Genomic DNA, 13,022 nt, shown 5'->3' with positions numbered 1-13,022 from the left:
TTTTTATATAATTAGAATAAAATAAGTATACAGTTTTGATAAAGAAAGGATTTATAAAGATGCATTAAGAATGTATATTTACAAATCCTTTGTATCTATATCTATCTGGCATATAACTAATCTATTATTTTTATATAGGTTGTTTATATACACTAAATATGCTTTTAAAAATTAAATTTAAAATACGTATTATTAACACTGAGCTCCACCTTTAAGATGTAAAGGAGCATCAAGTATAGCTTGTTTTCTTTCCAATACAGAATCTGATAAAAGCATTTCTATAAATTTATCAACACCAATTCGGTCAATAGTAATTCCAAAACGTTCACCTGTTTTACCTTGTTCTCTAAATAAAAGAAGAGCTTTTTCAATTAAAGTCATAAGTTCCTCTTTTGAAAATAGTTTATCAATTTGTGTTCCAGGGCGAACAGATTTGCCCCATTTTCCTCCTATGTATATTTTGTAGCCAGATTCTTTTTCTTCAATACTGTCAAAATTACAACTTTCTATGCATTTACCACAGTTATTACATAAATTATTATCTATTTCAAGCTTTCCTTTATCTGTTAATTTAGCTGCTTTGACAGGACAGACTTCCATAACAGAACATTTTTTGCATCCAACACATATTTCAGGGTCATAATCAGGTACACGTTGACCGACAATTCCGAGGTCATTTAAGTCAGGTTTAATACAATTATTAGGGCATCCACCAACACCAATTTTAAATTTATGAGGTAATTTTACATCATACCAACCTTTATAAAATTCTTGATGAATTTCAGCAGCTAGTGCTTGTGTGTCAATTAACCCATGAACACAAACAGTTCCTTTACATGCTACAACAGGACGAACTCTTGAACCTGTTCCACCTGTGATTAAATTTTCACTGGCAATGAATTCACTTAAAGCTTCAATATCTTCAAACTTTACACCAGGTAACTCTACTGTTAATCTAGTAGTAAATGCTACTTGACCATTTCCAAATTTTTCGGCAGCCTCAGCAATCTTTTTTGTTTGTGATGTGTTAATTACACCATTTACAGTTATTATACGTGCAGCAAAATGTTCTCCATCCCTACTTGGTAAAAAACCTCTACCTTTTAATTCCTTTTTTTGTTCTGCTGTAATATTATTCATAATTAATCCTCCATTACTTTAAGATTTGGATAAAATAGTATTCCACCTTCAAGGACTTTTGTATTTGTATAACCAAAACGTCTCAAACGATTTTGAGCCATGTAGCTATTTTTACCTTTTGCACATATAAGAAGAATCTTTTCATCTTTAGAAAGACCTTCAATTTCTCCATTAATTTCACCAACTGGTAAATAACGTAGGTTAGGAATAGAAGGAACTTTTGAAACATCAAGTTTAGTCCAGCTATCAAAATCTTCAATTTCATCAAGTAAAACACTATCAAGATCTCCATCGAGTTTATTTTGTAACACGTTTACTGCTACTACAAAAGGATGAATAGCTGTTGAGAAAGGTGGTGCATATGCAAGGTCCATACTTTCTAATGAATAAAGATCTGCTCCTAAAGTTATTGCAGTAGCAGCTATATCTACTATCTTATCAGTTGCACCAGGGCCCATAACTTGAACACCTAATAACTTTCTAGTATGTTTTTCAGCAACCATTCTTATTATAAAATTAGATGCACCAGGATAATAATGAGCCTTATCATCAGTAGCTATAGTAACAGAGCAAACATCATAACCTTCTTTTTTAGCTGATTCTTTGCTTAAGCCTGTTTTTCCTACATTAAGCTCTGGTAATTTGACTACAGTTGTTCCAAGAACACCTTTATAAGTTTTAGATTTTCCGGCTATATTTTGAGCACAAATTCTACCTTCATGATTTGCAGATGAACCCATAGGTGACCATGTAGATTTATTTGTCAAAGCATTTTTTACATAAGCACAATCTCCAACTACATATATATTTTCATCTGCTGTAAGCATAAATTCATCTGCTATAAGTGTTTTATTTGGAGCAAATTCTAAATCCGTATTCTTTAAAAAGGCTGTATTAGGATGAATTCCAACTGACATAACCACTAAATCTGTTTTAATAACTCTATTTTTGGTACGAAGTTTTTCTACTTTATTTTCACCTTCAATACCTATAACTTGGTCTCCTGTGAAAATCATGATACCTTTATCAGCCATATGATTTTCAACATATTCAGCAAAGTCGGTATCAAATCCAGGCATAACATGTTCAGCCATATCAATAACACTTACACGTATGCCCATAGCAGAAAGATTTTCAGCAATTTCAAGACCAATAAAGCCTCCACCAATAACAACAGCTCTCTTGACTCCATCTTCCACAGTATCTCTTAATGCTATCGCATCATTTGGAGTACGCATGAAGAATACTCCAGATAAGTCGATTCCAGGTATTGGTGGTTTTATTGGGTCTGCTCCTGTGGCAATTACAAGTTTATCATAACTGATAGTTTCTTCTTCTCCTGTTGAAATCTTTTTCAAAATTACTTGTTTTGATTTTCTATCAATAGATGTAACTTCAACTCCACAGCGAACTTCTGCTCCTGTTAGTTTAGAAAAGCTTTCAGGTGTATTTACAATTAGAGAAGATTTATCTTCAATAACCTTACCAACATAATATGGTAAGCCACAGCCTGCATAAGAAATATGTTCGCCTTTATTTAGGATTGTAACAGAACAATTGTCACCCATTTCACGTTTTATTTTTGCAGCAGTTTTTGTTCCAGCAGCAACTCCACCTATAATTAATACTTTCACAATATCACACTCCAATCCTTTTTATAACTCTATGCTAAAATTATAGTTCTTGACAATGTATTTGTAAAATACTAAAATGTTAATAAAATCATAAGTATTTACTAATATTTGGTAAGGTCGTGATAATATGACTATTCGTAGCTTGGAGATATTTGTAAGGGTTGCTGAATGTGGTAAAATGAGTGAAGTTGCAAGAAATATGTATATTACGCAGTCGTCGGTTAGTCAAGCTATTTCGGAAATAGAAAAAGAGTATGGAGTTAAATTATTTGATAGAATTTCAAAAAAACTATACTTAACTGAAGCAGGAAAAAAGCTTCTAGGATATGGAAAGCATCTTTTATCTATAAATGAAGAGATGATTGATTGTATGAAACATTGTGCTAAAAATATTCGAATAAGAGTTGGAGCAACAGTAACTGTCGGTACTTGTGTAATAAGTCCAATAATATTAGAGTTATATAAAAGAAACCCTTTAGTAGAACCTGAAGTGTTTGTTGAAGATACAAGCTTAATTGTAAAAAAATTACTTAATAGTGAATTAGATATTGCAATTGTAGAAGGTAAGATTAATCATCCAGATATTGTGGTAAAAAGCATTATTAAGGACCATCTTGTACTTGTATGTTCCAATAAGCATAAATTTTACAATCGAGATTCAGTAAAAGTCTCAGAGCTTTCAAACCAGCCATTAATTATGCGTGAACTGGGAAGTGGAACAAGAGCGCAACTAGAAAATCAATTGAAAGAATTAAAAATACCAATGAATATTAGATGGTCATGTTATAATTCTGAAGCTATCCTGAGAGCAGTTACAGATAATTTTGGTATTGCTGTTATATCTGAACTTCTTGTTGAAGATTACTTAAAGAAAAATCTTTTATGGTCTTGTGATATTGAAGGCATTAACTTATGCAGAACATTTGATATTGCATATCATAAAAATAAGTTTTTTACTGAGAATATATCATCATTTTTTGATATTTCAGTAGAGTTTGGGAAAAAAGAAATGAGAAAGAAGATTAGGAGGTAGCAACTAAGTATAGTTGTTACCTTCTTTTTCATATCTAAAGCATATTCATAACTACAAAGTTTTAAATTGAGAAGTTGAGTGGTTAATTATGTCATATTTATTTTTTTTATATATTTATTGTTTTACTATTTTTCATTTGCAGTAACTAAATCAATAAATAACTGCATAAGAGGGCTAATCCATCTATTCTTATGATGTGCACATACAGCTGTGATAGTTTTACTACTTAAATCTGTTTTAATTTCACATAAATCTCCTGATTTAATTTCACTTTCTATCGTAAATGTGGGGAGATAAGATATACCCATATCATTTTTCACTAAATTTTTAATTGTTGGGATACTCCAAAGTTCAATTGTATGGTCTAAAGTAATATCCTTTTCTCGTAAATATGTCTCAAATATCTGTCTAAAAATGCAGTTATTCTCATCTATTATAAATGGTATTTTTAATTGTTGATTTGGAGTAATAAAATCTGGAAACTGATTTTTTATCTTTGGTGAAGACACTAATGTAAGTGAGTATTCTCCAACTGGATAGGTATAAATAGAATTTCCAATTCCACCAATGTCTTGATAAAATAGTCCCAAATCAATACTTCCTGATAGTAATGAATCTCTTATATCATAACAATTCATTGAGCGAAGAAACAAGCGAGCATTTGGTGCAAGGTCATGGAACTGTTTTAGTATTGTAGGTATTTTATAACAAAGTAATGTTTCGGCGATTGCAATATGTAAATCCCCTCGTAGTTCAGAAAGGTCTGTACCAAAGTTTTTCATTTTATCAAATGAAGAGAGCACTTCATTAACATATGGGATTAGATTTTCTCCTATCTTAGTCAACACCATCCTTCTTCCAATTTTTTCGAAAAGATGTACAGATAATTCCTGTTCTAACTGTTGTACTTGGAAAGTTATTGTTGATTGTGTGTAATTCAGTTTGTCTGCTGCTTTTGAAAAGCTACCTTCTTCAACAATAGTCTTAAAAGTTTGCAGGTATTTAATATACATGTTTTCCTCCTGTATAGTTCAATAATTTTAAAGTATAACTTTAAATATTTCGATTTGTTTAAATATTTAATTTAAAGTATTATAATATAAAAGGAGTGTGATTACAAGTGTTGAGTGAAATTTTATTATCTTTTTTACCTTATGCTTTTGTAACAGGTTTTACACCAGGGCCAAATAACATTCTTGCATTAAATACAATAAGTAATAATGGATGGCAAAAAGGAAAATCAATGATTATAGGTATTAGTGCTGGATTTGTGTGTGTTATGATTATATGTGCTTTAGGATGTTTTGGATTGTCAAAGTTTATTCCAACATTAATTGATACCATGAAATACATAGGAGCTGTATATATTATCTATTTGGCAATTCATGTTGCGAAGAGTAGACCAAATGATGAAAATAAAACACAAACAAAATCTTTTTGGTCAGGATTTATTCTACAATTTGTCAATGTCAAAATTATTTTGTATGGTATCACTGTTTATATGGGATATGTAATTCCTGTGTCAAAGTCGATTGTATTTTTATTGGTAACTGCTATTTGTAGTTCTATTGTAGGAATTTCTGGAACCATAACATGGGCTCTAGCAGGAGGATTTTTGAAAAAATATATCAACAGATATTATAGGGTGTTTAACATTACTATGGCACTGATACTTGTTTGGAGTGCATTAAAGTTAATTTGGGCATAACTTTTTACATAAAAATTGTAAGTAAATTTAGAAAGTTTAACCGTTCTAAATTTTATAATCATAATTTTAGATTTATACTATTAGCTAATTATTTTAGAGCCTTTAAGTAGATTTAGAAGGTTCTTTTTTTAATTATATTTATAGCTATTTTATGATGTTTAATTTTAGCTAAAGTATAAGCTTAAGTAAGTGTTAAATTTAAATATAGAAAAAAATTAGTTAAGAGGAGTGTTACTAGGAAAGACTTTAGGAGTCTTTAAGTAGCAAAGGAAGAAAGTTCAGTATTATGACTGACAAAAATCTATATTACTGACCTAAAAATCAGCAGCATGGTTTTTGATTATGCAGATTATCTGGTTAATTTTCAAATTCAGATAAAAGGCGAGACTCCAGTAAATTGCTCATAATCGCGGGTAAAACTTTTAACTGCAAAGCCAAGACCTTTTGCAATTTTTTCAATATCAAAATTACAGCAAGTCTTTTACTATTTACTCACTGGTTGTTGCTGTGTTATACAATGAATTATTCCTCAATATTGAAAAAGGGAGTTCACCTTGATTGGAGCAATTTTCCTTTTAGGGTAAAGCTCTGATATGATTTCCAGTGCGACACCATCATTTTCATCATCATATACAGGTACAAGTGTCGTCTTATTTCTAATATAGTAATTCAAGTAAGAATCTTTGTACTCCAGTTCTTTTATGTTTTTAGTTAGAGGGAGTTACACAATTTCATAAGCTTCACCACTTGTATTTTTGGTCTTTTATATAGTACTATAATCATCCATGTTGATGTTTTCATAAAGCTCTAAAAAATCATCATTTGACACTGTTAAAATAGTGTGAGTATTAAGAAAGCGAGCAATTCCATCAATGTGTGTATCGATGATGTACTTGTCAGTGACTTGTTACACTAAGATACTGGAAAAGATATTTTTCGACCTGCTTCACAGTAAGGTTCTGGTTTCTGCTGACAACAGAACTAAGACTTGCTATTAATGTCCCATTACCATCCATTTCAATGGAACCACCTTCAAGCACGAAATCAGAGATATCGATGACTGGAATGTTTGTGTCATTTTAATCCAAATACCCTCTAACTCATTTTGATATTATATTCAATAGACATATCAATTAAAACAAAATAATTAGAAGGTACAAAGTATATTTAACCAATTATATTTTTTACCTTCTAAAAATAAAAAGTTTAACTATTAAGATATTTGTGAGGTTTGTGTATCCAAAATAATAATATTATTGCAAATAGAGGGCTAAACCAAAATGCTAGTAAAGTGTAAAGACTAGTATTCAAAGCATTTTTAGTCGAAACTCTATTACAAGCGATTAATAGTATTATAGATAAAATATGAGCAATAATTTCTAATATATTTGAATTAAAATCTTGAAAAAAGACTAAAAAAGAAAAAATATAAGAGATACTCATACATATAAAAAAACAATAATTCAGTAATTTAAATTTTAATAGTTGTTTTTTATTATCATTGATTGTCATAAGTATTCCTAAAACTATAGACAGAATGATAAATGTATTTGATGCTTGCAAATAAGAAAATACAGTCATAAATTTATTCTCCTAATATTAACCATAAATTGTAAAAAAATAATATAAATAACTAATAATTGAATAACCAATACAATATGTAAATAAATAAAAAAGAAACTTTTTTATATCTTTTGACAAATAGAACTTATCGGAATAAAAACAAAAATCGCAATTAAAAAAGTTATTAAATACTTTGGCATAGGATAATAGTCCATAAACAATCACCTCATAAATTAGTATAATCTTAGAGTAATATGAGCTGTTAATAATAGCAACCGATTTTGGAGAACTGTAAATAAATTGAAATAAATTATTCAAAAGAAAAAGGAGAGATAGATTATAAATGAAAAGGTAAGAAAGCAATGTCAGTAGAAGATATGGCTGAAATACATAATAGAGAGCTTAAGCATGTAAATGAACTTATAAATAATAATATAAAAAGATTTAAAGATGGTATAGATATTTTAGTGAGTAGTTCTGAGTGACTAAGTTATTTAAAATCACTGAGTTTGGAAATGTGATACTCTAATCAATCTTATACAAATGCAAATAACATATATTTGTTGTCTGAAAGAGGTTATTCAAAGCTATTAAAAATATTATAAGTTGATAAAGCTTAGGAGCAATATGAAAAGATAGTTGATGGATATTTTTCTATGAGAAAAAAATTAAATAATCCTCTTTTAAGTGCATCAAAAGAGTTACAGAATTATTTGACTTAGAAACTAAAATAGAGAGTGTTAATGAGAAATTAGAGAACTTTATGGATGATGCACCACTATTTAATGTTGAATGTGAGAGTATTGTAAAAAATGTTAAGAGAATAGCAACAAAATCTCTTGATGGTCATGGCAGTAAGTCTTATAAAGATAAAATCTCTAAAAGGTAAAGTTTACAGTGATATATATCATCAGATTAAGCGATAATTTAAAGTAGATAGTTACAAAGCTATAAAGCGTTGTCAATTAGATAAAGTACTGGAAATAGTAGACAATTATAAATTGCCTACAGTTCTTGAAGAAGAAGTAAGATTATTAAATAGTCAGTTATCAATAGAGAGTTAAGGTATTACTACAGCTTATGTGAACAGAACAGGCAGGGCGTGAGGACACTGTTAGTTCAATTCTAATTATGTTCAAAAGGTATTAATACTTGATGAGATTAAAATCTCATACAGTTTTGTATCTTAATTCAGAGTCTAAAGGCATGGGGTTTGGTAACCCCACTAACCATGTAAGGACTGGTGTTTAATCTAGGTCCAATTCCTAGAACTTGATCCATTAATAATATATATCCACTGTTAAAAAAGACTAAGTTATTTAAAATTTAGTCTTTTTTATATGAAAAATGAAAGATTATAAAAGTTTAGAATTGTTTAATAAGTACAGTCTATATATTATAATAAAATAAATAATAAATTATTAATTGTACAAAGAGGTGAATTGTATGGCGCATATATGTTTTAATGATGTTTGTTGTTATTTATTAAAAGAAGCAATGAAGTTAAAGTTAATACCACATAATAAAATTGTATCATTTGAAGATGATTTATCAATAGGTGATATTTCAGATGTAAATAATCATGAATTAAGAGAAAATATTTTTAAAATTAGAAAGGATTTTGAAAACAATCCTAAATTATTATTTAAAGCAAATTTACTAGAAGATAGAAAATTAGTAAAACATAGAGATACAATAATATGGTGTGCAAATAATCCAAAAGATTTGTGTGGGTTATATTATGTAGTGAGTAAGCTTCAAGATAAAAATATAAAAATTGTATTAATAGATGAAAAAAAGACAGAAGACGGTCTGACTAAATATTCATTTACTAGTGAAATGGCTCCAGAAGATTTTCCATTCTTTTTAGATAAAGCACTAGAAATTAGCTTTAATGAAAAGTTAGAAATTAAAAATAAATGGGATATATTAGTTAAAGAAAATGCTGCTCTTAGAGCCTTAGTAGGGGAAGAAATTAAAAGTGTTGAAGAAACTTATTTTGATAAATATATACTAAAAAATATCAGTGATAAATGTCAACCTTTAATTGGAGTTGTTGCAGAATGTATGTTTGAAGATGAAATGCGTGTAAAAGATTGGTTTATACTTTGGAGGATAGTGGAGTTATCAAAGTTAAAAATAATAGAAATAAAAGGAAGTAAATATGATTTTTATTCTGATAATGAGATAAGAAAAATTTAATTATTTGGAGGTATAAATATGAAATTCCCTAATTGTGGTAGTGAGAATATAGAGCAAGGTATTTCTACAGTCAGTGAATCAGGATTTGTTATATATAGAACTGGCTTAGAATATAATACAAGATTTTCATCTAAGGTCTCAAAAACATATTCTGACTTATGTTTAGACTGTGGCGAAATAGTTAGAACTTACATAAAAGATGATACCAATAAGAAGTGGTGTAAAGATAAAAAATAGATTAAGTTAAAAGGTCATCTTAGTAGGTGGCCTTTTTTTATACAATAAATTAAAATGAGAATGGTAAATATGTTATGAGATTAAGTTTTTGAATTTATGAAACAGAGTAACAGAACTTAATAGGAATTAGCTTTATTCTTTATTATATGGTATAATGTAGAATAGAGATAAGGAAGTGGTTAGTATAGGAATATTAAAAAGTGCTGAATTAGTTAGAAAGATAGCACAAAGAATTGCTAGAGAAAAGGGAATAAGAGAGCAAGATGCATGAAATGATGCTGTTACAGAGTATAAACAAAAACATAGATACTTAGTCTAGAGAATCATCTTTATAGGTGGTCTTTTTTTATACAAGAAGTTTGTGTAATAAATTAAAAATAAATGTAAAAAATATTATACAACTATAATAAGATAAAGGAATGTTTTTAAGGAGAAAAAGATATGCTCAATCAGTTTAATGAATTTCTTGGTAACTATGTAAATATAATTTCTGTAATTGCATCATTTGCAGCAATAGCAGCCTTAATTATATCAATTATGGCTTTTATGGAATCTAATAAACAAGCCAAATTGATATTAAAATATAGAAGAAATAATGAGAATAATATGGCTGGTGATTATTATGAAAATGGTAATGGATATATTAGACTTAATTCAAATAAGATAGATGATAAATCTAATGTTTATGCCGAAATTCATAGTAACAACTTAGTTGATTTTGTAATAGAAAATAAAAGTACTATTGTTGCAAAAAGCCCTATATTAAGTTTGAAATTTATTAATATGGAAGTAGATATTGGAGAAAATAATAATTTTGAACAAATAAATAAAGAACTTAGATGGCACCCAAAAGATAATACTACAATTCATAAAGGAATAAATTTTAGAATAGAACAATTTAATTTTAAAAATTGTGTTATGCTTAAAAAAGAAGCGTATATAGAAGTAGTATTATCAGCTGATAATATGGAAACAAAAGAATTTAGGATACCCATAAAAGCGTATTAAAGAACTCAATAACAAGAGTTCTTTTTTTAGTGAAAGTTTGTATTATTTTGTAAACTGTGGAATAATTTTTGAAGGATATTGACTGTTTAAGTTGAGTTTTATACTTTAGAGGGAATAAAAATGGATAATTTAATAAGTTTTATACCAGAGCAACTTAATCAAAATGATGATATGAAAGCAATAGAAGAATTAATTGACAATTAAGATATATCAAAATCATATGTAGAGGGTAGAGATAGTTTATTTAATAAAGATATTGAAGATAAACTTCCATCTGTAATTAAAATAGCTGGAGAAGATAGAACAGAAACTAATTCAAAAGTAATAGATTATTTTTATGATAATGGCGTTTTAGATAATTTATATATTGTAAAAAATGGAGAAAATAGGGAAAATGATTTAGTTGATGCTTTATCAGTAGGAGTTCTTACAGGTAAGACAGAATCACCTGTATATTAGTTGGAGATGATATAAGAGATATCTAGAATAGTTTAATAAATAAGAAAGAATTTAGATATATAACTCAAATTAGAGGAAATGGAAATGAAAAAGCTTTTAGTGAAATAGAAAACTTAGTTAAATAGACTAGAAAGTAGCAACTAGAGTTAGTTGTTACCTTCTTTTCTTAATTTAATCAATCTTATTAGTTCTTACAGAGTTATATATTTCTTTCTAACTAAATAATAAGATACTAGTGTTATAATAGATACCAATATCACTGATATTATTGCAGTATCAAATTTTCTTATTAATAAACCCATTATTATGTATTCTAAACTTATTAAATAGTTAAAAAATAGTTCTAGTTTAATAGCTTTTTCTCTATCTATATTTCCATACTTCAACTCTAACTTATCTAAATATTTTTTCTTACAATAATTATCTTTACCTTTAATTAAATATCTTATTGTAGTTCCTATTGTAAATATTACGCCCATACTTAAAAGTGTATTGTTCCAAAAATCCATATAACATTATCTCCTTTATAATATACTCTATTTATATTTACTTTTCTTAATCAAAGTATATCAGTAACATAAGTATAAAGAGTGTCTAAAATATTACAAATATTAACAAAGCAAATAAAACTATAGTATAAGTTGTAATAATAAAACGAACGAAAATTATCATACTAAAACATAAGACATGTTATAGCTGTATTAGAAAATTTCAATTTAGGCTTTGGAAGAAAAGTAGTGATATATTGTTCATCCTGATAGGATTCTGTCAAAGGAATGCCACTTGCTTTTTGTTCTCCTTATTTTTATCAAAGTAACTTATGTATAATTTATCTTCTCATTTTTTTCACCACTTTCTAAAATCGTGATTTATGAGGTAGATTAGTGACTATATTTTAAAATAGGAATATGATAAAAATTTTGACACAATAAAACATGAATACGAAAACAAAAGGAAAGAGTTATTTTAATATTACAGCAAAATGAGAAGGTTATGGTACTCTACTAACATTTAAGCTAAGAAGACGAGTTTGTAGGATAATACGAAAGATACCATCAGCAAGATTAGATACTCAGCAAATACGTAGAAAGTATGGTTTTCACAATTCTACTACAGCTACAAAAAAGACCAAGACAACTCTAAGTGGATTATTCTGAATGAGGATACTGTATTTGTGGTAAATTGGATATTTGTACTTTAATTTTGTTGATAAGATTTACGCATAAGAAAGCCGTAGAATACGTAAATATCCTACGACAAATCTTAAAAACAGAAAACATACTTATTAGAGTTGTGCTAATAGCACATTTCTATTTTTTTACTAAGTATTATATGGTCAAAGAGTATTTTGAAAACTTTTTAAATACTTGTATTTTTTTTAAATTAACAGATCAATTTAATATAATTTAAAAATATCCTTTTTATTTTAAATTACTTATTAGCCTATATTAACACCAAAATTTCCACATAATCCTGCAAGACCATCTTCAAAACCAGAACCTAAGGCATTGAATTTCCATTCTTCGTTATGTTTATATAACTCTGCAACCACTATTGCTGTTTCTATACTAAAATCTTCACCTAATTCATATTTGATAAGCTCTTCATTAGTTTCTTCATTATAAATTCTTATATATGAATTTTCAACTTGTCCAAAGTTTTGTCTTCTTGTAGTAGCTTCATTTATAGTAACAGTGAATGATATCTTTGCAATGTTTTGTGGTATTTTAGATAGGTCAACACTTATTTGCTCATCATCACCATCTCCAACTCCTGTTCTATTATCTCCCATGTATTCAACTGCTCCAGAAGCATGTTTTAAATTATTATAGAATATGAAATCTCCATCATTTGTTACCTTACCATCAGCTCCAGTTAAAAATGCAGAAGCATCTAAATCAAAATCAAAACCACCATCATATTTATTAGTATCCCATCCTAATCCTACCATTACTTTTTTAAGACCTGGGTTAGTTTTTGTTAAACTTACTTTTTGTCCCTTTGCTAAAGTTATACCCATTTAAAACAACTCCTTTTA

15 protein-coding genes and 1 pseudogene are annotated in these 13,022 nt (G+C 28.1%); 9 read left to right on the top strand and 7 right to left on the bottom strand.

The features are described from left to right. Positions 1–192: 192 nt before the first annotated feature. Both KGF52_RS12430 and KGF52_RS12425 read right to left on the bottom strand, forming a co-directional pair. Positions 193–1,140 carry a 4Fe-4S dicluster domain-containing protein gene (locus KGF52_RS12430; protein WP_227828525.1) on the bottom strand — a complete coding sequence of 316 codons (948 nt, stop codon included), beginning with the start codon at positions 1,138–1,140 and terminating at the stop codon, positions 193–195. A 2-nt stretch (positions 1,141–1,142) separates the two neighbouring features. Next, positions 1,143–2,774, bottom strand: a complete 1,632-nt coding sequence (locus tag KGF52_RS12425; protein WP_227828526.1) for an FAD-dependent oxidoreductase — start codon at positions 2,772–2,774, stop codon at positions 1,143–1,145. A 127-nt stretch (positions 2,775–2,901) separates the two neighbouring features. Here KGF52_RS12425 and KGF52_RS12420 point away from each other — a divergent pair, with 127 nt between their 5' ends. Beyond that, positions 2,902–3,807 (top strand): LysR family transcriptional regulator, encoded by a 906-nt coding sequence (locus tag KGF52_RS12420; protein WP_227828527.1) that lies wholly within the window; start codon positions 2,902–2,904, stop codon positions 3,805–3,807. Between the two features lie 125 nt (positions 3,808–3,932). On the opposite strand, the gene KGF52_RS12415 is transcribed toward KGF52_RS12420, so the two are convergent. Next, a complete protein-coding gene (locus KGF52_RS12415; RefSeq protein ID WP_227828528.1) occupies positions 3,933–4,820 on the bottom strand; it encodes a LysR family transcriptional regulator in 888 nt (295 codons plus the stop codon). Between the two features lie 107 nt (positions 4,821–4,927). Here KGF52_RS12415 and KGF52_RS12410 point away from each other — a divergent pair, with 107 nt between their 5' ends. Further along, entirely contained in the window at positions 4,928–5,515 is a 588-nt protein-coding gene (locus tag KGF52_RS12410) for a LysE family transporter (RefSeq protein WP_227840388.1), read from the top strand. A 529-nt stretch (positions 5,516–6,044) separates the two neighbouring features. On the opposite strand, the gene KGF52_RS21650 is transcribed toward KGF52_RS12410, so the two are convergent. Together KGF52_RS21650 and KGF52_RS21645 are read right to left on the bottom strand one after the other, a co-directional pair. Beyond that, entirely contained in the window at positions 6,045–6,209 is a 165-nt protein-coding gene (locus KGF52_RS21650; protein ID WP_227840392.1) for an agmatine deiminase family protein, read from the bottom strand. 202 nt (positions 6,210–6,411) lie between these two features. Continuing rightward, the gene (locus tag KGF52_RS21645) at positions 6,412–6,573 is read right to left on the bottom strand and encodes an agmatine deiminase family protein (RefSeq protein WP_227840391.1); all 162 of its coding nucleotides are present in this window, start codon (positions 6,571–6,573) and stop codon (positions 6,412–6,414) included. 867 nt (positions 6,574–7,440) lie between these two features. Between KGF52_RS21645 and KGF52_RS12395 the strand changes: the two genes are divergently transcribed. The 7 genes and pseudogenes from KGF52_RS12395 (at position 7,441) to KGF52_RS21640 (ending at position 10,984) form a co-directional block, all read left to right on the top strand. After that, a complete protein-coding gene (locus KGF52_RS12395) occupies positions 7,441–7,563 on the top strand; it encodes an ORF6N domain-containing protein (protein ID WP_227840387.1) in 123 nt (40 codons plus the stop codon). Between the two features lie 206 nt (positions 7,564–7,769). Further along, positions 7,770–7,967 carry an ORF6C domain-containing protein gene (locus tag KGF52_RS21455; RefSeq protein WP_413894761.1) on the top strand — a complete coding sequence of 66 codons (198 nt, stop codon included), beginning with the start codon at positions 7,770–7,772 and terminating at the stop codon, positions 7,965–7,967. Positions 7,968–8,016: 49 nt separating this feature from the next. Then, positions 8,017–8,142 (top strand): annotated as a pseudogene (locus tag KGF52_RS21450) (ORF6C domain-containing protein); the annotation flags it as partial. 382 nt (positions 8,143–8,524) lie between these two features. Continuing rightward, on the top strand, positions 8,525–9,280 hold the full coding sequence (locus tag KGF52_RS12385) for a DUF1835 domain-containing protein (protein ID WP_227840386.1): 756 nt from the start codon (positions 8,525–8,527) through the stop codon (positions 9,278–9,280). An 18-nt stretch (positions 9,281–9,298) separates the two neighbouring features. Continuing rightward, a complete protein-coding gene (locus tag KGF52_RS12380; RefSeq protein WP_227840385.1) occupies positions 9,299–9,517 on the top strand; it encodes a hypothetical protein in 219 nt (72 codons plus the stop codon). A gap of 441 nt (positions 9,518–9,958) precedes the next feature. Further along, positions 9,959–10,525, top strand: a complete 567-nt coding sequence (locus KGF52_RS12375; protein ID WP_227828531.1) for a hypothetical protein — start codon at positions 9,959–9,961, stop codon at positions 10,523–10,525. Positions 10,526–10,732: 207 nt separating this feature from the next. Next, positions 10,733–10,984 carry a cell wall-binding repeat-containing protein gene (locus tag KGF52_RS21640; RefSeq protein WP_413894810.1) on the top strand — a complete coding sequence of 84 codons (252 nt, stop codon included), beginning with the start codon at positions 10,733–10,735 and terminating at the stop codon, positions 10,982–10,984. Positions 10,985–11,175: 191 nt separating this feature from the next. Here KGF52_RS21640 and KGF52_RS12365 read toward each other — a convergent pair whose 3' ends face one another. Both KGF52_RS12365 and KGF52_RS12360 read right to left on the bottom strand, forming a co-directional pair. Continuing rightward, positions 11,176–11,493 (bottom strand): hypothetical protein, encoded by a 318-nt coding sequence (locus KGF52_RS12365; RefSeq protein ID WP_227840384.1) that lies wholly within the window; start codon positions 11,491–11,493, stop codon positions 11,176–11,178. A gap of 929 nt (positions 11,494–12,422) precedes the next feature. Then, entirely contained in the window at positions 12,423–13,004 is a 582-nt protein-coding gene (locus tag KGF52_RS12360; protein WP_227840383.1) for a TerD family protein, read from the bottom strand. Positions 13,005–13,022 lie beyond the last annotated feature (18 nt).

Origin of the sequence: Clostridioides sp. ZZV15-6597, assembly GCF_020657815.1 — a bacterium.
In the GTDB taxonomy this organism is placed as follows: Bacteria; Bacillota; Clostridia; order Peptostreptococcales; family Peptostreptococcaceae; genus Clostridioides.
Note: the sequence above shows the minus strand (reverse complement) of the source record. Positions and strands in the feature narration are given on the sequence as shown.

Coding starts and splice junctions, on each gene's coding strand:
- KGF52_RS12430 (WP_227828525.1), bottom strand. CDS start 1,140: ATGAATAATATTACAGCAGAACAAAAAAAGGAATTAAAAGGTAGAGGT.
- KGF52_RS12420 (WP_227828527.1), top strand. CDS start 2,902: ATGACTATTCGTAGCTTGGAGATATTTGTAAGGGTTGCTGAATGTGGT.
- KGF52_RS12415 (WP_227828528.1), bottom strand. CDS start 4,820: ATGTATATTAAATACCTGCAAACTTTTAAGACTATTGTTGAAGAAGGT.
- KGF52_RS12395 (WP_227840387.1), top strand. CDS start 7,441: ATGTCAGTAGAAGATATGGCTGAAATACATAATAGAGAGCTTAAGCAT.
- KGF52_RS12385 (WP_227840386.1), top strand. CDS start 8,525: ATGGCGCATATATGTTTTAATGATGTTTGTTGTTATTTATTAAAAGAA.
- KGF52_RS12380 (WP_227840385.1), top strand. CDS start 9,299: ATGAAATTCCCTAATTGTGGTAGTGAGAATATAGAGCAAGGTATTTCT.
- KGF52_RS12375 (WP_227828531.1), top strand. CDS start 9,959: ATGCTCAATCAGTTTAATGAATTTCTTGGTAACTATGTAAATATAATT.
- KGF52_RS12365 (WP_227840384.1), bottom strand. CDS start 11,493: ATGGATTTTTGGAACAATACACTTTTAAGTATGGGCGTAATATTTACA.
- KGF52_RS12360 (WP_227840383.1), bottom strand. CDS start 13,004: ATGGGTATAACTTTAGCAAAGGGACAAAAAGTAAGTTTAACAAAAACT.